At 48.0% G+C, this 21463-nt stretch carries 14 protein-coding genes; 4 read left to right on the forward strand and 10 right to left on the reverse strand.

From position 1 onward, the window contains the following. Window positions 1-5 precede the first annotated feature (5 nt). A complete protein-coding gene (locus EGC76_RS05735) occupies window positions 6-2855 on the forward strand; it encodes a valine--tRNA ligase (protein WP_128352041.1) in 2850 nt (949 codons plus the stop codon). 41 nt (window positions 2856-2896) lie between these two features. Here the strand turns inward: EGC76_RS05735 and EGC76_RS05740 are convergent, their stop codons facing one another. From EGC76_RS05740 to EGC76_RS05775, 8 genes are all read right to left on the reverse strand, one after another. Further along, window positions 2897-4258 carry a GntP family permease gene (locus EGC76_RS05740; protein WP_128352042.1) on the reverse strand — a complete coding sequence of 454 codons (1362 nt, stop codon included), beginning with the start codon at window positions 4256-4258 and terminating at the stop codon, window positions 2897-2899. Between the two features lie 41 nt (window positions 4259-4299). Next, complete coding sequence (gene rraB, locus EGC76_RS05745) at window positions 4300-4659, reverse strand: ribonuclease E inhibitor RraB (RefSeq protein ID WP_128352043.1); 360 nt, start codon at window positions 4657-4659, stop codon at window positions 4300-4302. Window positions 4660-4666: 7 nt separating this feature from the next. After that, window positions 4667-5386, reverse strand: coding sequence for a 1-acylglycerol-3-phosphate O-acyltransferase (locus EGC76_RS05750; RefSeq protein ID WP_128352044.1), 720 nt, complete (start codon window positions 5384-5386; stop codon window positions 4667-4669). 61 nt (window positions 5387-5447) lie between these two features. Next, window positions 5448-7688: a DNA topoisomerase IV subunit A gene (gene parC, locus EGC76_RS05755; RefSeq protein WP_128352045.1), complete on the reverse strand. Its 2241-nt coding sequence runs from the start codon at window positions 7686-7688 to the stop codon at window positions 5448-5450. A 14-nt stretch (window positions 7689-7702) separates the two neighbouring features. Then, window positions 7703-9595: a DNA topoisomerase IV subunit B gene (gene parE / locus EGC76_RS05760; RefSeq protein WP_128352046.1), complete on the reverse strand. Its 1893-nt coding sequence runs from the start codon at window positions 9593-9595 to the stop codon at window positions 7703-7705. A 56-nt stretch (window positions 9596-9651) separates the two neighbouring features. Further along, window positions 9652-10233, reverse strand: coding sequence for a YqiA/YcfP family alpha/beta fold hydrolase (locus tag EGC76_RS05765; protein ID WP_128352047.1), 582 nt, complete (start codon window positions 10231-10233; stop codon window positions 9652-9654). Window positions 10234-10236: 3 nt separating this feature from the next. Beyond that, complete coding sequence (locus EGC76_RS05770; RefSeq protein ID WP_128352048.1) at window positions 10237-10677, reverse strand: DUF1249 domain-containing protein; 441 nt, start codon at window positions 10675-10677, stop codon at window positions 10237-10239. Then, window positions 10674-11279 carry an NUDIX domain-containing protein gene (locus tag EGC76_RS05775; RefSeq protein WP_128352049.1) on the reverse strand — a complete coding sequence of 202 codons (606 nt, stop codon included), beginning with the start codon at window positions 11277-11279 and terminating at the stop codon, window positions 10674-10676. Before EGC76_RS05775 ends, EGC76_RS05770 begins: the two co-directional genes overlap by 4 nt. Window positions 11280-11535: 256 nt before the next feature. Here EGC76_RS05775 and tolC point away from each other — a divergent pair, with 256 nt between their 5' ends. Both tolC and lpxL read left to right on the forward strand, forming a co-directional pair. After that, window positions 11536-12897: an outer membrane channel protein TolC gene (tolC, locus tag EGC76_RS05780; protein WP_128352050.1), complete on the forward strand. Its 1362-nt coding sequence runs from the start codon at window positions 11536-11538 to the stop codon at window positions 12895-12897. Next, complete coding sequence (gene lpxL / locus EGC76_RS05785; RefSeq protein WP_128352105.1) at window positions 12890-13819, forward strand: LpxL/LpxP family Kdo(2)-lipid IV(A) lauroyl/palmitoleoyl acyltransferase; 930 nt, start codon at window positions 12890-12892, stop codon at window positions 13817-13819. The genes tolC and lpxL overlap by 8 nt, the downstream gene beginning before the upstream one ends. On the opposite strand, the gene glnE is transcribed toward lpxL, so the two are convergent. Further along, window positions 13816-16560, reverse strand: coding sequence for a bifunctional [glutamate--ammonia ligase]-adenylyl-L-tyrosine phosphorylase/[glutamate--ammonia-ligase] adenylyltransferase (gene glnE / locus EGC76_RS05790; RefSeq protein WP_128352051.1), 2745 nt, complete (start codon window positions 16558-16560; stop codon window positions 13816-13818). The two genes, lpxL and glnE, sit on opposite strands and share 4 nt — an antisense overlap. Before the next feature lie 2 nt (window positions 16561-16562). Next, entirely contained in the window at window positions 16563-18053 is a 1491-nt protein-coding gene (locus tag EGC76_RS05795) for a CYTH domain-containing protein (RefSeq protein WP_128352106.1), read from the reverse strand. Between the two features lie 228 nt (window positions 18054-18281). On the opposite strand from EGC76_RS05795, the gene putA reads away from it, so the two are divergent. Beyond that, entirely contained in the window at window positions 18282-21449 is a 3168-nt protein-coding gene (putA, locus tag EGC76_RS05800) for a bifunctional proline dehydrogenase/L-glutamate gamma-semialdehyde dehydrogenase PutA (RefSeq protein WP_128352052.1), read from the forward strand. Window positions 21450-21463: the final 14 nt, after the last annotated feature.

A 21463-nucleotide genomic window follows, 5' to 3' on the forward strand; every position in this document is an offset into this window, starting at 1 on the left:
TTTCTATGGATAAAACGTATTCCCCGCAAGCGATCGAGCAAGCTCTTTATAAAACTTGGGAAGAGCGTGGCTACTTTAAGCCGTCAGGCCAAGGCGATGCCTATTGCATTATGATCCCGCCACCAAATGTCACTGGCAGCTTGCACATGGGCCATGCGTTCCAGCACACCATCATGGATACGCTCACGCGCTATAAACGCATGGACGGGTATAACACGCTTTGGCAGGTTGGTAGCGATCATGCTGGCATTGCCACGCAGATGGTCGTTGAGAGACAACTTGCGGCACAAGGCCAAACGCGCCAAGCACTTGGTCGTGATGCATTTATTGATAAGATTTGGGATTGGAAAGCACAATCAGGTGGAACCATTACTTCGCAAATGCGTCGTTTAGGCGATTCCGTAGACTGGGATCGTGAACGCTTCACCATGGACGATGGTTTGTCAGAGGCAGTGCAGGAAGTGTTCGTGCGTTTGCATGAAGAAAACCTAATTTATCGTGGCAAGCGATTGGTGAACTGGGACCCGAAACTGCAAACAGCAATTTCAGATCTTGAAGTTGAGAACAAAGAGCAACAGGGCCACATTTGGCACTTGCGCTACCCGCTTGCTGACGGTGCCAGCACCGCGGATGGTAAAAACTATTTAGTCGTAGCAACCACGCGACCTGAAACCATGCTGGGTGACGTTTGCATTGCTGTGCACCCGGATGACGAGCGTTATCAAAGCCTGGTTGGCAAGTTCGTTGAATTGCCACTTGTTGGTCGCAAAGTACCAATCATCGCTGACAGCTATGTCGATAAAGAATTCGGTACTGGCTGTGTGAAGATTACCCCGGCCCATGATTTCAACGACTATGAAATTGGCAAGCGCAATAACTTGCCCATGATTGCCGTGCTTGATGATCATGCCCACGTTCGTGCGGTAGCTGGTCTTTACACGCCTACTGGTGAAAGCCTTGATAATATCGACGCGTTTGATGGCACACTCCCAGAAGCGTATCAAGGGCTGGACCGGTTTGACGCGCGTAAAAAAATTGTCGCGGATTTCGATGCCTTAGGGTTACTGGACAAAACCGAACAACACACCAATAAAGTGCCTTACGGCGATCGCGGTGGTGTGCCTATTGAACCCCATTTGACCGACCAGTGGTACGTGCGCGTTGCCCCCATGGCTGAAGTTGCCACGAAAGCTGTTGAAGATGGCGAGATTCAATTTGTACCAAAACAATATGAGAACATGTACTTCTCTTGGATGCGTGACATTCAGGACTGGTGTATCTCACGTCAGCTGTGGTGGGGGCATCGCATTCCAGCATGGTACGACGCTGATGGAAACGTGTATGTAGGGCGCGATGAACAAGAAGTGCGTACCAAACATAACCTCGGCGACATCAAGCTAAGTCAAGATGAAGACGTGCTCGATACCTGGTTCTCGTCTGCGCTTTGGACTTTCTCAACTCTTGGTTGGCCTAAGCAAACCGACGACTTAAAAACTTTTCACCCAACCGACGTTTTAGTAACTGGATTCGATATTATTTTCTTCTGGGTTGCACGCATGATTATGATGACCATGCACTTCTTAAAAGATGAAAATGGTAAACCTCAAGTTCCGTTTAAAACCGTTTACGTAACCGGCCTTATTCGCGATGAAGAAGGCCAAAAAATGTCGAAATCAAAAGGTAATGTGCTCGACCCGTTAGACATGATTGACGGTATCGACCTTGACACCTTAGTGACCAAACGTACGGCAAATATGATGCAACCTCAGTTAGAGGCAAAAATCAAAAAACGTACGCAAAAACAATTCCCTGAAGGCATATCTGCGCATGGTACTGATGCACTGCGCTTTACGCTGGCAGCATTGGCTTCAACGGGGCGCGATATTAACTGGGACATGAAGCGACTCGAAGGCTATCGTAATTTCTGTAATAAATTATGGAATGCGAGCCGTTATGTGTTGATGAACACGGAAGAGCAAGACTGTGGCCAAGCTGGCGGTGAAATGGAATTATCATTGGCTGACCAGTGGATCATTGAGCAGTTTAACGACACCGTGAAGCAATTCCGTAGCGCCTTAGACAACTACCGTTTTGATCAGGCCGCCGGTATCGCCTATGAGTTCACATGGAACCAGTTCTGTGACTGGTACTTGGAACTGACTAAGCCAATTCTGTTCAATGGCTCTGAGGCTCAACTACGTGGCACCCGTCATACACTTATTACCGTGCTTGAACAGCTATTGCGGCTACTGCACCCATTATTGCCATTTATCACTGAAGAGATTTGGCAACGGGTTGCACCACTTGCTGGCGTAACCGGCGAAACCATCATGTTGCAAGCCTATCCGCAAGTGCAGGCGGAACGCTTTGCAACCGCCCGCGATGACATGGAATGGTTAAAACAAGTTATTGTCGCGGTACGTAATATTCGTGGCGAAATGAATTTATCGCCTAGCAAACCACTGCCGGTGCTTTTCAAAAATGCGGATGCAACGGCACAGCAACGTCTTGAGAGCAATGCCAGCTTCTTAAGCGCATTAGCAAAACTTGAATCAGTGACCTTCTTAACGGCCAGCGAAGAAGCGCCTGCCAGCGCAACAGCGCTCGTTGGACGTATGGAGATTCACATTCCTATTGCAGGTTTGATCGATACTGCTGCCGAGTTGGCGCGGTTAGATAAAGCTATTGAAAAAGCGCAGAAGGAAGTCGATTTATTTAGCCGTAAGCTAAGCAATGAGAATTTTGTTAGCAAAGCTCCGGCTGAAGTCATTGATAAAGAGCGCGCTAAACAGGCTGAAGCCATAGAAACTCTGCAACAATTGCAGCAGCAACGCAGCAAAATCGCCGCGCTTTAATCGCGGCGAGCCTGCTCTTAGGTACTTACCGCACGCATACTCTAAACGAGGATGAGTGCGGTAATAACCGCCAACAGAGCAGCAATCATAGGAATCAACACCGTAACCACAAAGATATCTCGGTAGGCTTCTTTATGGGTCAACCCCATCAACGTCAATAACGCGATAACGGCACCAGAGTGCGGCAGCGAATCTAATCCACCAGCTGCTAAATTAGCGATACGGTGTAAAAGTTCAGGTGCAATGCCAGACTCTAAATAAGCCGGCGCTAAGCTCGACATAAATATCTGCAACCCACCTGAAGCTGATGCCGTTACGCCAGAAATTAAATTAGCAGAAACAAACACTGACATTAACGTAGGTATCTCTAGCGCGAGTAACCATGCGGCAAAAGCATGGAAACCTTCTGTTTGAATCACAACACCACCGAAACCAATAACCGCAGCAGTGTTTATAAGTGGCAGCAACGCATCATCAACGCCCTTTCCTGCTGCCGTCACAAATTGCTTTCTGACCGGCCGAAATAGAATAAAGCAAAGCAAACTGCCAACTATCAGCGCAAAGCTTGCCCAAAGTACCGGTTGTTGGTTTGCAAAGTCTTGCCACACTGACTGTACACCTGACATTTCCAATACTCGCGGCAGTACGATAGTACCCAGCACTACGAAAATTGGCAGTAATGACATCCATAAACTTGGCATGCTTTGATCAGGGCGAGGCGCTAATGCTGCCATTTGGTGGTCTTTTTCATTCGCAACATAGTTTTCACCACGTTGTCGGGCGCGTTGCCATTGCCACTGCAAATACCACATACCTAACACCGCCATCACCGCGCCTGCGAATACACCGTACCAGCCACCAGCAAATAAATCGGTCGACAGACTACGTGCAGCAATAACGTTATGAATTGACGGTGTGCCAGGAAGTGCCGTCATCGTAAATGTTCCTGCGCCCAGCGCTATTGCAGCTGCATATAAGCGTCTCGGTATGTTGGCTGTGCGCATCAAGGTCACGCCTATTGGATACATGGTAAACATCACGACAAATACCACTACACCGCCATAAGTAAGCAGCGCGCATACTAACATCGCAATCAGCAAAGCACGTTTTTGCCCAAGCCGTTCGATAATTCCCACGGCAACACCTTGAGCTGCATGGCTCGTTGCCATAATGCGCCCAAATAGACCACCGCATAAAAACAATAGAAGAAAATTCCCGGCGAAACTGAATGCGCCAGAGGGGCCAAAAGGAAAATGCTTTAAGAAAATATCTTGAATGGGAATGTTATTGGCAACACCAATAACAAGAACAGAGACCAGAACGGCCAATAAAATATTTACACCACGCAAGGCTAGTACTATGAGTAAAACCAGCCCCACCACAAGCCCTAAATCTGCAATCATGAGTTTTGTGCCCCTATTATTGTTATTAGGGGGCTCGGTGACTACTCTTCTTCGTCGTCACCGAAATACGTGCCCCAACCGTCGTAATCAACGCCGGCAAGATCTGCTATTTTTGCGACTTCTTTGGTTTGTAATTCTAAAATTTGAGGGTCAAGCTTTACTTCACTAACCGCAACAAACGCGAACTGCCGCGACCCATCATCGAGTTCAAACTCATCTGCGTCGTCGACATGGTAGCCAACTTTCACCAACTCAACAGCCGCTTTCTCTAGCTTAGTGAAGTCGGAACTAACCAAGTGATGTTCAATGGTAAACATTTCAGACGTGTCTGCACCATCATCGATTAAGGCTGCCACGGTTTCGTTGCTTTGCGCGATTAATTCACTTAAGTCATTCGCCATGCCTGAGTTATCCTTGTGCAAGTTCGTGATCAAGTTCACCAATTTTTGACTGCATCAACTGATGACAATGCGCAGTTAAAGCTCGAATAGAATCAGAACTATAATCCGAAATCTTAACCGGCTTTAACATTTCAATAATTACGGTGCCATTATTCCAACGGTTTAACTTAATGCGGCCGTGTAAATTAGATACGCAGATAGGCACAATATCAACACCAGCTTGCATTGCCGTGCGAAACGCACCAGTTTTGAATGGCAACAAACCACGGCCGTAACTGCGCGTACCTTCTGGAAATAACAAGATAGAAAGTTTTCGTTTTCGAATTGCCGATGCAGCCTGCTCAATGGTACCGTGCGCTCGACCCTTGTTCTTACGATCAATCAAAATATTACCAGCTAGCCAGTACATTTGACCAAAGAAAGGTATCCATTTTAGACTTTTTTTGCCAACGCTTACGGTGCTTTGCGGCATAGCGCGGCTCAACGTAAAAATGTCATAGCTGTTCTGATGGTTCGCTATGTAGACGAACGGCCCACCCTGTTTAACTTCATCCGGAACCCGTATTTCCAGCTTCACCCCAAGCAGGCGGTGCATGCTGCCGTAACAATGCGCCGCAAAGGCTGTATTGTTACGGTGAAATGGCCGAAAAATACAGAATAAAAGTAACAGTGTGCTACCAACAACGATGAAAGCGCCTAATAGGGCCATACGTAAAACAGCGAGCATGAATTCTCCTTAATCACTAGTGCCCGCTAGTATAACCTGTTAGGCGCTGAAAAACGTCCGATCAGTCTTGATTTTCGGCAGTAATTGCGTCAACGCGCTGCAATCCACGCGGTAATTTATTGCCGCGACGCCCACGTTCACCGCGGTAATGCTCGAGATCAGACGGTTTTAACGTCAATTTACGTTTGCCTGCCAATAAAGTAATCGGCATATCAGCTGGAACTACAGCTGCGGCAACAACATATTCCTCACGTGATTGGGCACGTAATGTCGGAATACTTATCATCTTATTCCCTTTACCTTTAGATAATTCAGGTAAATCTTTAACTGGGAACAGCAACATTCTGCCTTCGTTAGAAACCACTGCAAGCAGATCAGATTCAACATCATTCACCGTGCTAGGCGGCAATATTTTTGCGCCTGTTGGTAAATTCAATACGGCCTTACCGTTTTTATTGCGACTGACTAAATCACCAAATTTACAAATAAAGCCGTAGCCAGCATCGGATGCTAATAGGTAACGTTGCTCGTCTTTAGCCATCAACACTTGATCGACGGTTTCACCCGCAACCATGCTAAAACGCCCCGTTAATGGCTCACCTTGGGTTCTGGCTGATGGTAATAAATGCGCTTCACAAGAGAAACTTCGCCCAGAACTGTCAATGAAGACAACCTGTTGGTTGCTCTTGCCTTGCGCGTGCGCCAAAAAGCTATCGCCCGATTTATACGCTAAGTTGGTTCCGTCAACATCATGGCCCTTGGCCGCGCGTACCCAGCCTTTTTTCGACAACACAACAGTAACTTGCTCGGCTGGAGTAAGGTCGCGCTCACTTAACGCCTTGGCTTCTTGACGCTCAACCAATGGCGAACGGCGATCGTCGCCATACTTTTCTGCATCCGCTAAAATCTCTTTGCGAATCAGCGTCTTCATACGGCGATCAGAGCCCAGCAACAATTCAAGTTGCTGACGTTCCTTTTCAAGCTCATCTTGCTCACCCTTTAGCTTGAACTCTTCAAGTTTCGCTAAATGGCGTAATTTCAATTCAAGAATGGCTTCAGCTTGCGTATCGGTAAGCCCAAAGCGGCTCATCAACTCTTGTTTAGGTTCATCTTCATGACGAATAATTGCGATTACTTCATCAATATTAAGATAGGCAATCAACAAACCTTCTAAGATATGCAGGCGCGCTAATATCTTATCTAGCCGATGTTGAAGCCTGCGCGTTACCGTATGCTGGCGGAACTGCAGCCATTCTTTAAGTACCGTTAAAATCGATTTAACTTGCGGCCGGCCATCAAGGCCAAGCATATTCAGATTAACGCGGTAACTTTTTTCTAAATCGGTGGTCGCAAACAAATGTTGCATCATCTGTTCAATATCCACGCGATTAGAACGCGGAATAATAACTAAGCGGGTCGGATTCTCATGGTCTGACTCATCACGTAAATCGGTTACCATCGGTAACTTTTTCGCTTGCATCTGTCCGGCAATTTGCTCAAGTACTTTGGCGCCTGAAGCTTGATGAGGCAGCGCGGTTATCACCACTTCACCATCTTCCATGTGATACTTCGCCCGCATGCGAATCGTACCGCGGCCGGATTCATAGATTTTTACGATTTCGTGGTGTGGCGTAATCACTTCAGCGTCAGTTGGATAATCCGGCCCGTGCATGTGTTCCATAACATCAGCAAGATCAGCCGTCGGCTTTTCCAACAACATTGCACAGGCTTGCGCAACTTCGCGCGCGTTGTGGGGTGGAATATCTGTCGCCATACCAACCGCAATACCGGTTACACCATTCAACAAAATATGAGGTAAGCGCGCCGGCAACATTCGCGGCTCTTTCATCGTGCCGTCGAAGTTAGGTGTCCAGTCAACGGTTCCCTGGCCGAGTTCGCTCAGCAATACTTCGCTAAAGCGAGACAACCGCGCTTCGGTATATCGCATCGCAGCAAATGATTTCGGGTCATCCGGTGAACCCCAGTTCCCCTGTCCGTCAACCAACGGATAGCGGTATGAAAACGGCTGGGCCATCAATACCATGGCTTCATAACAGGCGCTGTCGCCGTGCGGGTGGAATTTACCTAACACATCACCCACGGTACGCGCTGACTTTTTGTATTTCGCTAAAGCGGAAAGTCCAAGCTCTGACATCGCATAGATTATGCGGCGTTGCACCGGCTTGAGGCCGTCACCAATATGTGGAAGCGCACGGTCCATGATCACGTACATGGAGTAATTTAAATAAGCGTCTTCGGTAAATCGGCGCAGTGGTATTTGTTCTAAAGCATCCATAGACATGCGTGTGCTTCTCCTTATAGCTCAGCCAAGTCGACTAAGTTACCTTTACTTTCTAGCCATTCTCGACGGTCGCCCGAACGCTTTTTAGCCAATAACATATCCATTAACTCTTCAGTCGCTTCGGGTTCATCAACGGTCAGTTGCACCAAACGACGCGTATTCGGGTCCATTGTGGTTTCACGTAACTGCAGTGGGTTCATTTCACCCAAACCTTTGAAGCGCTGTACGTTAACTTTGCCCTTTTTCTTCTCAGCTTCGATACGGTCCAAAATGCCCTGTTTTTCACCTTCATCTAGCGCGTAAAAAACCTCTTTGCCCACGTCAACGCGGTACAATGGCGGCATCGCCACATAGATATGGCCATGATCCACAAGCGGTCTGAAATGCTTAACGAATAATGCACACAATAAGGTGGCGATATGCAAGCCATCGGAGTCGGCGTCAGCAAGAATGCATATTTTGCCATAGCGCAGCTGTTCTAAATCGTCAGAGTCTGGGTCTACGCCTAACGCGACGGAGATATCGTGAATTTCCTGCGAGCCTAAAATTTGATCGGATTCAACTTCCCAAGTGTTCAGTATCTTTCCGCGCAGCGGCATTACCGCCTGAAAATCGCGGTCGCGTGCTTGTTTGGCTGATCCGCCAGCAGAGTCACCCTCAACCAAAAATAATTCGCCACGAGCCGGGTCCTGCGTTGCACAATCGGTTAATTTTCCCGGTAACGCTGGCCCTTGGGTAACTTTTTTACGCACCACTTTTTTGCTCGCGCGCATCCGGCGCTGCGCGTTGTTGATACATAAATCAGCGAGCAGTTCAGCTTGCTCGGTATGTTCATTCAACCATAAGCTAAACGCGTCTTTCACCACACCAGAAACGAACGCAGCACATTGTCGTGACGATAAACGTTCTTTGGTTTGCCCCGCAAATTGTGGGTCTTGCATCTTCACCGACAAGATATATGCACAGCGATCCCAGATATCTTCTGGGGTTAAGCGTACGCCGCGCGGTAATAAATTACGAAACTCACAAAAGTCACGCATCGCGTCTAACAATCCCTGGCGTAAACCATTGGCGTGCGTGCCACCTTGTGGCGTTGGAATAAGGTTCACATAACTCTCAGTGACGCTTTCGCCACCCTCAGGCAACCAAGTCACCGCCCAGTCAACTGCCTCTTCATTGCCAGCGAAAGCGCCAATGAACGGCTCTTCGGGTAATGTAGGTAACTCTTGAACAGACTCAACCAAATAGTCACGCAGACCATCTTCGTACAGCCAAGTTTGTTCTTCGTCGTCAACTAAATTACGGAAGGTAATTTTCAAACCTGGGCACAGTACCGCTTTGGCGCGTAAAAGATGCGTAAGTTTAAGTACTGAAAATTTCGATGAATCAAAATACTTCGGGTCTGGCCAAAAATGTAGGCTGGTTCCTGTATTGCGTTTACCAACGGTACCGGTCACCGTTAAATCGGTAACTTTGTCGCCGTTTTCGAAAGCCATCTCATAAACTTGGCCATCGCGCTTCACCGTCACATCAACACGCGTTGATAACGCGTTAACCACTGAAATACCTACCCCGTGCAAACCACCAGAGAATTTATAGCTTTTGTTTGAAAATTTCCCCCCGGCATGCAGTTTGGTCATGATCAACTCTACCCCGGGAACACCTTCCTCGGGGTGAATATCAACTGGCATACCACGGCCGTCATCCTGAACTTCTAAGGACTGATCGGGGTACAAGATCACAATCATCTCACGTGCATGCCCAGCAAGAGCTTCATCGACACTGTTATCGATAACTTCTTGACCAAGATGGTTGGGGCGCGTGGTATCGGTGTACATTCCCGGCCTGCGACGGACCGGTTCGAGGCCGTTGAGGACCTCTATCGCATCGGCTTTGTAATCTGACATGCGCTTATTTATCTCGTGTTGCACGGAATCGTTATTATAGGAATGCCCATATACTGTTACAGGACGTTTAGAAACTCAAGCGCCGCGGGTAGGTAGCGAGGAAAATCAACAAAACTATGATCCCCACTTTGCTCCACGATCATGCGTTGATTCTGATAGTAATCACGGGCTTGACGATAATCGAGACGTTCATCACCTGCTTGCAATAAAACCAATAAATCAGCCTGTTCATCAAATTGACGCTCGGCATCCATCAATACCTCACGGTCACTCATATCAAGGTGATAGATTTCTTGTGTATAAGGATGCTGCCGTTCGATGGCCTCTTCAGGCATCCAGTTGTATGGCCTTACCGCTGGGTTGATAAGCACACCCCGAACTTTCTGTTGCTGAACGCGCCAAATTTGGCTCACAACGTAATGCGTCCAAAAACCACCTAAGGAGCTTCCCATGACCGCAGTTAATGGCTGGTGAGCAATCACCTGATCAAGATAGTCACGTATTGCCGCCATCTTCACCGGCTGTTGCGGCGCAACAAGTATTCGCTCATCCACGCCTCGTGCAGCTAAATACTGTTGTGTTTGAATGATTTTTAAACTTTGTGGTGAACTCTCAAATCCATATAAGTAAAGCAGCAACGGTTAAATCTCCTGCAGGTGGCCACGCTCTCGAATCAGCTGTATCCACTCCTGTAAAAAATAGTTCACTTGGTGTTTTTCGTCGGCATGATGCATTTTCGGGTTAGGCACATCGTAGCTGGCCTGGAGTCGCGCCACGCCCTGACTGCGGATAACCTCCGCCAATTGCGCATCATGGTATAACCGAACATCCAATTGCGTTTCTTTTAATCCTGGCAGTTGTTGCACTAAAGCTTGCTGTTCAATGCGAACTTCCGTGGTATAAGGCGCCGCCTCTAACACAGTTAATGCAAAGCGCAGCTGATGCCCCACTTTGATTACCAGGGAACCCGACTGTCGGACACTTTCAACAAGTGGCCTCAAAGCAGCATAATTCATTGCCGCTAAGCGTTGCAAAGCGGCCAAATCAAACTTGTAGCGTCGGAGCTTAACGTCTGTAGTCATACATCCTCAAACTGACGTTTGTGTAGTTGCAACCATTGTAGCCCAATCACACTCGCAGCATTGTTAATTTTTCCTTGCTCTAACAACTGCACAACGTCAGAAAATGGCAGTACGTGAACTCTGATGTCTTCGTTTTCGGTCTCCAAACCAGCGTGTCGTAATGCTTTGCTACTATCGACTAACGCAATATAAATTGAAATTTGTTCGGTACATCCGCCCGGTGTTGAAAGGTAGGTCAGCGCATAATGCAAACTTTCGGTAGTTAACCCCGATTCTTCTGCTAACTCCCTATGAGCAACCTGTTCTGGCGACTCATCATCGCTGTCAAACATCCCGGCCACAAATTCAAGCAACCAAGGCGATTGGTCTGTATCAAGTGCACCTACGCGAAATTGCTCGAGTACCACCAAGGCATCGCGTTTCGGGTCGTAAGGCAATACCACTACAGCGTGCCCGCGGTCCATTACTTCGCGCTCAAATACAGCAGACCAATCACCGTCAAACAGCCGGTGCTGCAAGGTTAACTTGAACACGTTAAGAAACCCTTCACGAAGCGGTTGCTTCTTTATAATTTTCACATCACTTTGATTATATTTTTGCACATTCAACCTTTTGCTGTTGTTTAACGTCTTATGTACTCGACTTAGCGCTAATTTGATTCATAACAATTGTAAAAAAAGCCCGCTTTGGCACATAATTAGTTACACTTGAACCCATTCTGTTGCAACTGGCGCAATGCAATTAAGCGTGATTAAAAGTAAACTAGTAAACATTCACGTGTGTATGTAAAATAGCAGCCAGTTTTTGGCCAAGTTTTTGACAAGACAATGCTTTCAGATAATTAGGACACCCTAGCCCATGAAAAAGCACGTATTATCAGTTTTAGTTGGCTTAACCATCAGCGCAACATCAAGTGTTGCCTATGCCGACGACCTTGCACAAGTTTTCCAACTCGCCCTGCAAAACGATCCAACCTTACAACAAGTTGATGCGCAACGTCGCGCTGCGCAAAAAGGCATCGATATCAGTAAGTCAGCCTTTTGGCCGCAAGTGAGTTTTGCTGCGGGTTACTCACGTTCTGAATCTAAACGTCCGCAGTTTGACCCAACCTCACAACAATTTGTTACTGTCGACTCAGAAAGTCGCGGCTGGAATGCCGGTGTGAATTTATCGCAAACAGTTTTTGACATGAATGTTTGGGACCGTGCAGCGCTGAGTGAGAAACAAGCGTATCAAGCCGAAGTGAATTATTTAAGCGTACGCCAAGAGTTAATGATTCGTGTAGTGAACTCATACTTTACCGTATTGGAACGTTTAGATGACCTCGAATTTGCAACTGCCGAGAAAAAAGCAATTGAGCGCCAGCTAGAACAAACCAAACAACGTTTTTCAGTTGGTTTAACGGCCATCACTGACGTGCATGAAGCGCAAGCTCAATATGACACCTCAGTCGCTTCCGAAATCCAGGCAAAAAATGCGGTAGAAATTGCGCAAGAATCACTGCGTGAAATTACCGGGCGTTATCATCAAGATTTAGCTGAGTTGAATACTGACTCTTTCTCGCCAGAATCTCCAATGCCACAAGATGCGCAGCAGTGGGTAAAAATTGCAGAAGATAAAAACTTGCAGCTGTTAGTTCAGCGTGTCGCTGTCGAAATCAGCGAACAGCAAATCGACCTAGCCCGCAACGGCCACCTGCCAACCGTTTCATTGTCTGCCGACTATTCGACCAATGACACCACGACAACTGCTGGTGGCATGGAAACTGATATGCCACGCATGGATTCGAACTCGATTGGGTTGTCACTGAACGTGCCATTATTCAGCGGCTTCCGCACTTCATCAGAAGTGGATCAGGCGCGTGAGAACTTTGTTGCTTCAAGCCAAGAACTTGAAGGTGTGCGTCGTAATGTTGAGCGTCAAGTTCGTAGCGCTTACTACGATGTTGTTGCCTCAATGGCGACAATTCGCGCTTTTGAACAAGCAGTGGTTTCTGCAGAAAGTGCGTTAAAAGCAACACAAACAGGCTTTGAAGTGGGTACACGTACTATTGTTGACGTACTGAACAGCACGCGCAACTTGTACAATGCACGTCGCAACCTATCAAGCGCACGTTATGGTTACATTCGCCAGTCGTTAACCCTGAAACAAGCTTCAGGCCAGATTAGTGAACAAGATTTAGTTGCCATCAACGCAAGCTTACTTAATGAAAATAATTGAGAAACCCAGCTTTGAGCCACGTTTTCTTTTACCTAAATATTGGTTAACGTGGCTTAGCGTCGGCTTACTCTACACCATCTCGTGGTTGCCCTATCGCTGGCAACTCGGGATGGGCAGAGGTTTAGGGCGGTTGCTCTATCGTTTTCTCCCACGCCGCGCAAAAATAGCACGCAGAAATCTTGAATTGTGTTTCCCGCACATGTCAGCTGCTGACATTGAGCAACTTGTACGCAAAAACATGCAGAATACAGGCATCGCTTTTTTTGAAACCGGTATGGCATGGTGGTGGCCTGATTGGCGTATTCGCCGTAAGTTGCATGTGCACGGTGTTGAACATCTTCAGGCAGCCCAAAAAGATGGTAAAGGCGTACTGCTGCTACTCTTCCACTTTCTAAGTTTAGAAGTTCATGCACGGCTGCATGGTTTCGTGAAGCCAGCGGTAGGTCTGTATCGCCCGCATAACAATGCCGTTATGGAGTACTTACAAACATTAGGCCGTGGGCGGTCAAACAAGTACATGATTCCACGAACCGATGTCAAAAGTATGCTACAAGCGCTCAATCAAGGCGAAATTGCCGGATACCTGCCTGATCAGGATTACGGCCGTAAGCGCACTGTATTTGCACCATTATTTGAGGTTAAACAAGCGAGCACCACAACGGGCACGTTGCTATTTGCCGCTAACGCCAATTGCGCAGTGTTGCCTGTCACATGTTTCCGTCGCGACGATGGAACCGGCTATGACATGACCTATTATCCTGAGTTTGAAAACTTTCCAACTGGCGACAACGTAGCCGATGTAACCCGTGTCAATCGTATGATTGAATTTGCTATTCAGCAACGTCCGGAACAATACATGTGGATACATCGTCGTTTCAAAACACGTCCGAACGCCGACGACCCCAGTCTTTACGACGGCTAATCACCAAGCCACGCCTGCCACGCTGAGATAACTGCGTGGCGGTGCTTGGCTAGATTTTGCCGGGTCACATTCCCCCTGTCATCAAGTGCCAGCTGATGAATAACCTGTCGCTCAGCGATATATGCTGATATGAGCTGTTCGGTTTGTAAATCGGTGAGCAAACCTAAGTGACCAGCCTGTTCAATAATTCGAATGTTATCCGTATAAACTGTTAAGTCCGGATATTCTGGCGCAAATCTAAGCACTAAATATTGAACCAGAAACTCCAAATCCGTTATACCACCAGCGCCCTGCTTGACATCAAACTCTTGCGCTTCAACTCGAGCCTCGAGGTGATCGCGCATTTTTTCACGCATCTCAATCACCTGCTGTTTCAACACATCGCTATCGCGGCGAGCCCCCAGCCGTTGACGACGAAGATCCACCAACTTTTGGCATAGTTCTGGTGATCCAAAAACGGGGCGTGCCCGCACCAAAGCTTGCAGTTCCCAGGTCCATGCGTCTTCCGCTAAATAACTGGCAAACGTATCGAATCGCGTAACCAACAAACCGGCTTTACCCGAAGGGCGCAAACGCATATCAACCTCATACAAAGTACCAACAACTGTGCGTGTGGTGAATAAATGCAAAATGCGTTGGGCTAAGCGCAGATAAAACTGCTGTACCTCAATCGGTTTGCGGCCACTCGTTTCGCCTTCATAATCTGAATCGGCAATAAACACTAAATCAAGATCCGAACCATAACCAAGCTCCAGTCCACCGAGCTTACCGTATGCGAATACAGCAAACCCCATATCGTCGGCATCGCGCTGCGGCGGAGCACCATGCTTCTCAACCAATTGGAACCATGCAAGACGCACTACTTTGGCGATGATGGCCTCCGCCAGGTAACTTAAATGGTCGCTGACTTTCATTAGCGGCAACGCGCCGCTAATATCAGCAGCAGCTACCTTTAGCTGAAGTACTTGTCGCGCTTGGCGCAGAGCATCCATCTGCGCTTCGAGATCAATTTCCTGCTCAGGTAAGCGCAACATAAACTCATCGAGTAATTGGGGGTATTCGGTGAGTTGGGGTAATTGATAAAGGTGCTGCGGATCAATCAACTCATCCAACAACAATGGATACAGTGCAATTTGCTGGGTTAACCATGAACTTGCTCGGCACAGTTTAATTAATTGTTCACGGGCGCCGCTGTTCTCAACCAAGAGTTCGACATAGGCCGTGCGGGTCATAATTTTGCGTAGAACGTGCAATACCCGTTCAAGTACTGAATCAGAATCAGCAAATTGAACAATGCGCTCGAGCAATAGTGGCACCAACCTCGCCATTGCTTTGCGCCCACGCGGTCCAGAGCCACGTTTGCGGACATCTTTGCGCAGCTGGTTTACTTGTTGCCACACAAGCTGCGCTGTGGCTTTACCCAACCCCACATCGATCAACACGTCAACGGCGGTATCGTCATCAATCATGTCCTGCCACAATAATTGCAGCTCTCCTGCTTCTTCGTCTTCGGCGTCGGGGTCTCCAATAACTTGCTTGAAGTGGCCATGCACAAGGTTCATGGTAGTTCGAATCATGTTCTCGATATCTGACCAGGGTTGCTGATACGCAAGGCTGATGCGCTGTTGGCGCTGTTCATCGTCCGGTAAAGTTTGAGTTTGTTCATCATTGAGCTGCTGCAAGACATGTTCCATACGGCGCAACTTCGCATAACAATCAAGTAATTCATCAACGGTTTGTTGCGTGAGAATGCCGAGCTCTGCTATTGCTGCGTACGCACCGTAAATGGACTGGGTCTGCAGTTGGCGCTGTTGGCCACCACGAATCAGCTGAAATGCTTGCGCGATGAACTCGATTTCCCGAATACCGCCAGCGCCGAGCTTAATATTTCGTTCAACGCCCTTTCGGCGCGCTTCCTGAGTAATCAAGCTTTTCATTTTACGCAGCGCGTCGATAGCAGAAAAATCGATGTAACGGCGGTAAACAAAGGGCCTTAATAAGGCTGATAATTGCTGTTGGTAATCGTCACCGGCACCAATAATACGCGCTTTAACCATGGCATAGCGCTCCCAATCACGCCCTTGCTCTTGGTAGTAATATTCAAGTGCTGACAAACTCGCAACGACAGGCCCAGATTGACCAAATGGGCGCAAACGAAGATCAACCCGAAACACGCGCCCCTCACTGGTTGTTTGGTCCAGCATTGTAACTAACGCCTGTGCCAACCGCGTGAAAAACACACTATTTTCAATTGGCTTGCGGGCGTGGTCCGTTTCACCTTGTTCTGGGTAGCAAAAAATAAGGTCTATGTCGGATGAAAAATTAAGTTCACCACCGCCCAACTTGCCCATGCCAATGACCAGCAAGGGCAGTGCGTTATGTTCCGAGTCACGCGGCGTACCGAAGCGCTCACAAAATCGCGGATATAGCCAAGCCAATGACTGTTCTATAAACGCATCAGCTGTCGCACTGATGTGCGCCAACATATCTTTTAATTCAATTTGTTCCAGTAAATCAGCGGCAGCTAAGCTGGCATACCATTGCTGTCTTAAACGCCTTACCAAACGGTGCGCTTCTGCTTCATCGTGACACTCACGAAGCCCTTGAATAAGGGTTTCACGGTAGTCGGACAGCTTAAGTAGCTGAACCTGATCACCCTGCCAGTTAATTGCATCTGGCTGCTGATCGACGGTCCGTGCAATAAACTCACTTATTGCTGTAACGCGCGCCGCAGCTTCCATGATTAAAGCATCCAATACGGTTCTTGTTTTAATGCGGAGCGCCGCGAACGCTCAAGCGCGTATAGCAATGTCTCGAGTTGTATCTCTTGCCAACTTAGTAGCTTCTCGGTATTGATATCATCAGTATCTTTGATTGCTTCACGTAATAGTTTTAGCGCCATGATTTCCCGAATACCACGCATCATGTCTTGCCATGGAGCTCGGAAGCTTTCCCGATCATCCGCATCAAATAAATACCCTACACAATAACCAAGTTGCAAAGAGCTCTGCAGCTGCGGGAGTAATTTCAAATATTGATCAGCGCGTAACTCGTCATTCTTAGTAAATGCTTCAACCACCTGCTGCCAATCATCACGAAGGCGCTGTGATGCCCATTGCTTGAGTGGTATCTGCATCAGCTGCTCATGTCGCGGTTGTTCCGCACACAATTCACCGAGCTCAAACAGTGTCAGCTGGTAGTCATCACGCTTGCTCAAATTAATCACTAACTCAAGCTGCACCGCATGCTCTTGCTGCTCCACGATGAAATCAAATAACTTTTGATTCTGTTTTAAAGCGCGATGATACGCACCATCATCTGCGGTCAACTCATTTAAGCCGTCATACCGGCTTAACCAGCCCAAATGCCCAAGCATTTGTTCCAATCGAGCAATATGATCGGTCACATCCAACTCAAATAACGCCAATTGCTGCAGAACAACTTTGCAAAGACGAATACCGTCAGTAATTCCGGCAACAGCCCGCACACTAGGCTGCTCAGTAAGGCAAGCGTCATTATGCTGCCAATATTGCAATGCGTAAGAGAGTGCCCGATACAAACCAGTACCGACATCGTCGGTTGGTTGTTGATGCACGAAATGCGCATGCGTAAATGGCTCAAGTACTGATTTTTGCGCCAGCAAATAGCCGCGCGCAGCTTTGCTTAAACTACCTACCCGGGCATTTACTCGAGTAATAAAACGACGTGCTAATTTATAGGCGTCTGACGTGTTGCCGCCCTGCACTTCAAGCTCTATTTCGCACAATGGCCGTGACTGCTCATCAGCGACAATCTGGCCTTCATCAAATACCAATTCGATAACACCCTCGCCGCTTGGTATATGCCAACGATGACGTGTGAAGTCTGTACGAAACAATTGAGTGAGTTCACGTTGAATGTCAAACAACGGAAATTCATCTGGCCAGATGTCTTCTTCAAACAATGTTAAATCAGGCGAATCTTGAGTAATTATCGCGTTGTATTCAGGCCTTGAGTGTAATCCGCCCAAAACATTACCGGCTAATTTAATTGTTTGCTCACGCTCATCACCACGGCGCCGAATACGCAACCCCATGTCATGCTGTCGCAATTGCAGATCAGGGGTATCAAAATAGGTGTTAGTTAACTCCAAGGTAGAACGCTCGGCGTCTTTTGCCAATTGTTGGCATAATGCCAAGACTGCTTCTCGTTGTGCTGGTTCTACCAGTAATTTTATTTCTGTTTCCTGGCTCACAAGTACTCTCTTACGCGTTGATTTTGCTTCGTTCATACGGTACTCGCAGTATCTTTACGGGTCAACTGAAATGGGCTTGACAGCACTGCCTAAAAATTGCACCGTGGGCGCGATTCTGTCGATTAAAAAAAATCTGATCAGACTAGCTTTACCTGCGCCAAAAAAGTCATATACTGGCGCCCAAAATATGTCACCGCCAGCCTTGGGCTGAGTCTAACAGGAGATGCTATGTTCAAAGCAAGTGAAGTACTTGCGGCTCAGTATACCGGCGCCGACCTTGGTCGACTCCAACAAGCGATCACCGACAATTATATTGTCGATGAAGATGCTTACTTGCGTGAGCTGTTGCCCCTTTTACCTCAGGATGAGAACAATCTTGATACGGTTACTCAGGCGGCTGCCGATTTAGTGAATAAAGTACGCGACCGTGCCGACGGTGGCGGTGTCGATGCCTTTCTTCAAGAATACAGTTTAGATACCAAAGAAGGCATCATTCTCATGTGCCTTGCAGAGGCTCTTCTGCGTATTCCTGATGCGACAACAGCTGACGCGTTAATACAAGACCGGTTATCGGGTGGTGACTGGCACCAGCACATGGGGCAAAGTGCGTCGTGGTTGGTGAACAGCGGCACCTGGGGCTTGGCGTTAACCAATAACATCATCAATCCAACCGGGCAGCCCATGGAAACGCCTCGTGGCGTATTTCGCCGCATGGTTCGCCGCCTTAGTTCACCTATCGTTCGTAAAGCCACTTATGCGGCAATGCGAATTATGGGGACTCAATTTGTGTTGGGCCGCACCATTCAAGAAGCCTTGAAGAACAGCAGAAATAACCGCGATAAAGGCTACACGCATTCCTATGACATGTTGGGCGAAGCAGCATTAACCACCGCAGACGCGCGTCGCTATCATGCTGACTACGTGAACTCGATTAAGGTGGTTGGTAAAGAAAATTTCAATAACCCCAATGCGCCGCGCCCGACTATTTCGATAAAACTGTCAGCGCTGCACCCACGCTATGAAGCAGCTAATCATGAGCGGGTACTGACCGAACTTGCAGCGAGCCTTACCGAGCTGGTTAAGCTAGCAAAAGAAGCAGATGTCGGCGTTACGATTGATGCCGAAGAGGCTGATCGATTGGAGTTGTCGCTCGAATTGTTCGAGAAGGTCTACCGCAGCGGTGTTTGTAAAGGCTGGCCGCGTTTTGGTCTGGTGGTACAAGCTTATTCTAAGCGTGCATTACCTACCCTATGCTGGGTTACTGCATTAGCACGCGAATGCGGTGATGAAATTCCAGTACGCCTGGTAAAAGGTGCATATTGGGATACTGAAATCAAACTTTGCCAGGTCAACGGCCTGCGGGGCTATCCCGTATTTACGCGCAAGGCCAACACCGACGTATCTTATTTGGCATGTGCGCATTACTTGCTCAGTGAAGCCACTGATGGCGCAATTTATCCTCAGTTTGCGACGCACAACGCACAGACTGTGGTTGCCATTAACGACCTTAACAAAGCCTACCAGCGCCGTATTGAGTTTCAGCGCTTGCATGGTATGGGTGATGACTTATACGACACGTTACTGGAACAAGACTCCAATATCACGGTCCGAATTTATGCACCTGTTGGCGCCCATAAAGATCTCCTACCCTACTTGGTACGCAGACTGTTAGAAAACGGCGCTAATACTTCGTTCGTGCATAAATTGGTCGACCCACAAACGCCTGTGGCAGAGCTTACTGAGCACCCGCTACGCATCATGTTAAAACATGAACATTTTGCAAATAACAAAATTCCATTACCGACGCAGATATTCAGTGATCGGAAAAACTCGTTAGGATTGAATATGAACATTCACTCACAAGCTGATGACTTTATTAACGCGGTTCACCAATACAGTGACAAACAATGGCAAGGTGGTCCAATTGTAAATGGCGATGTGGTTGATGCACATCACCGCGTGGCGATTCACAGCCCGCAAAAAACTGATCACCAAGTTGGTACCATCTGCTGGGGCGACAAAGCGTTAGCGGAACAAGCCTTAACAAGTGCTAATGCCGCTTACCGCCGCTGGCGTGACACTGACGTGGAGGTTCGTGCTAAGTCCCTTGAGAAACTCGCTGACTTGATGGAAGCCAACCGTAACGAACTGATCGCCTTGTGTAGCGTAGAAGCAGGTAAAAGCTTGCAAGATGGCATTGACGAAGTCCGCGAAGCTGTGGACTTCTGTCGCTATTACGCGCAGCAAGCGCGCGAGCTTATGGGTGAAGACACCACGCTGCCAGGCCCAACCGGCGAAACCAACGAACTATTGCTACAAGGCCGCGGTACATTCATTTGTATTAGCCCTTGGAACTTCCCGTTGGCAATATTTATCGGTCAAGTTGCGGCAGCATTGGTTGCTGGTAACTGCGTTATTGCCAAACCTGCGGAACAAACCGGTCTGATTGCATTCCGGGCAGTTCAGTTAGCACTTGAAGCTGGTATTCCTGGCGACGTATTGCACTTTATGCCCGGTAGCGGCGCAGAAGTCGGTAACTTTTTGGTGTCGCAAGAAGACATCGGCGGGGTTTGCTTCACCGGCTCAACCTACACAGCACAAGCGATAAACCGCGCTTTAGCAGCTCGTACTGGTGCCATCGTGCCGTTTATTGCTGAAACCGGTGGCCAGAACACCATGCTGATCGACTCAACCGCATTACCTGAGCAAGCAGTAACTGACATTGTTGCCAGTGCATTTAAGAGTGCTGGCCAACGTTGTTCTGCACTGCGCGTATTGTTTGTGCAAGATGACATTGCCGACCGCATTATTGACCTGCTCAAAGGTGCCATGGCCGAATTGAAAGTTGGTGACCCAATTTTCCATGAAACCGATGTCGGCCCAGTTATTGATGGTGTTGCGAAAAGTAACCTGGAACAACACATCAATGATATATCTCAAGCTGGACGTCTTATCGCCCGCGCGCCAATGCCAGAATATACCGACGGCGGCACTTTCGTGGCCCCGACAGCGATTGAAATCGATAGCATCAATCAGTTAGTCAAAGAGAACTTTGGCCCTATCCTGCACGTGATTCGCTGGAAGACCAACGAGCTTGATGATGTGATTAACAGCATCAACGGCACCGGCTTCGGTTTAACCTTCGGCATTCACAGCCGCAACGAGACCTTCGCTGCAGACGTAGCCCGCCGCATGGACGTCGGTAACGTTTACATTAACCGTAATCAGATTGGTGCCGTTGTAGGTGTGCAGCCATTTGGAGGCCGTGGTATGTCTGGTACTGGCCCGAAAGCTGGTGGTCCGCACTACTTAGCACGTTTTGTGACGGAAAAAACGCGCACCAATAACATCACTGCTGTTGGTGGTAACGCAACGCTGTTGTCGTTAGGTGACTAACGCCAACAGCATTG

Origin of the sequence: Pseudidiomarina gelatinasegens, assembly GCF_004025325.1 — a bacterium.
Classification (GTDB): domain Bacteria; phylum Pseudomonadota; class Gammaproteobacteria; order Enterobacterales; family Alteromonadaceae; genus Pseudidiomarina; species Pseudidiomarina gelatinasegens.

Coding starts and splice junctions, on each gene's coding strand:
- rraB (WP_128352043.1), bottom strand. CDS start 4,659: ATGGCGAATGACTTAAGTGAATTAATCGCGCAAAGCAACGAAACCGTG.
- EGC76_RS05770 (WP_128352048.1), bottom strand. CDS start 10,677: ATGACTACAGACGTTAAGCTCCGACGCTACAAGTTTGATTTGGCCGCT.
- parE (WP_128352046.1), bottom strand. CDS start 9,595: ATGTCAGATTACAAAGCCGATGCGATAGAGGTCCTCAACGGCCTCGAA.
- tolC (WP_128352050.1), top strand. CDS start 11,536: ATGAAAAAGCACGTATTATCAGTTTTAGTTGGCTTAACCATCAGCGCA.
- glnE (WP_128352051.1), bottom strand. CDS start 16,560: ATGGAAGCTGCGGCGCGCGTTACAGCAATAAGTGAGTTTATTGCACGG.
- parC (WP_128352045.1), bottom strand. CDS start 7,688: ATGTCTATGGATGCTTTAGAACAAATACCACTGCGCCGATTTACCGAA.
- EGC76_RS05735 (WP_128352041.1), top strand. CDS start 6: ATGGATAAAACGTATTCCCCGCAAGCGATCGAGCAAGCTCTTTATAAA.
- putA (WP_128352052.1), top strand. CDS start 18,282: ATGTTCAAAGCAAGTGAAGTACTTGCGGCTCAGTATACCGGCGCCGAC.
- EGC76_RS05750 (WP_128352044.1), bottom strand. CDS start 5,386: ATGCTCGCTGTTTTACGTATGGCCCTATTAGGCGCTTTCATCGTTGTT.
- EGC76_RS05740 (WP_128352042.1), bottom strand. CDS start 4,258: ATGATTGCAGATTTAGGGCTTGTGGTGGGGCTGGTTTTACTCATAGTA.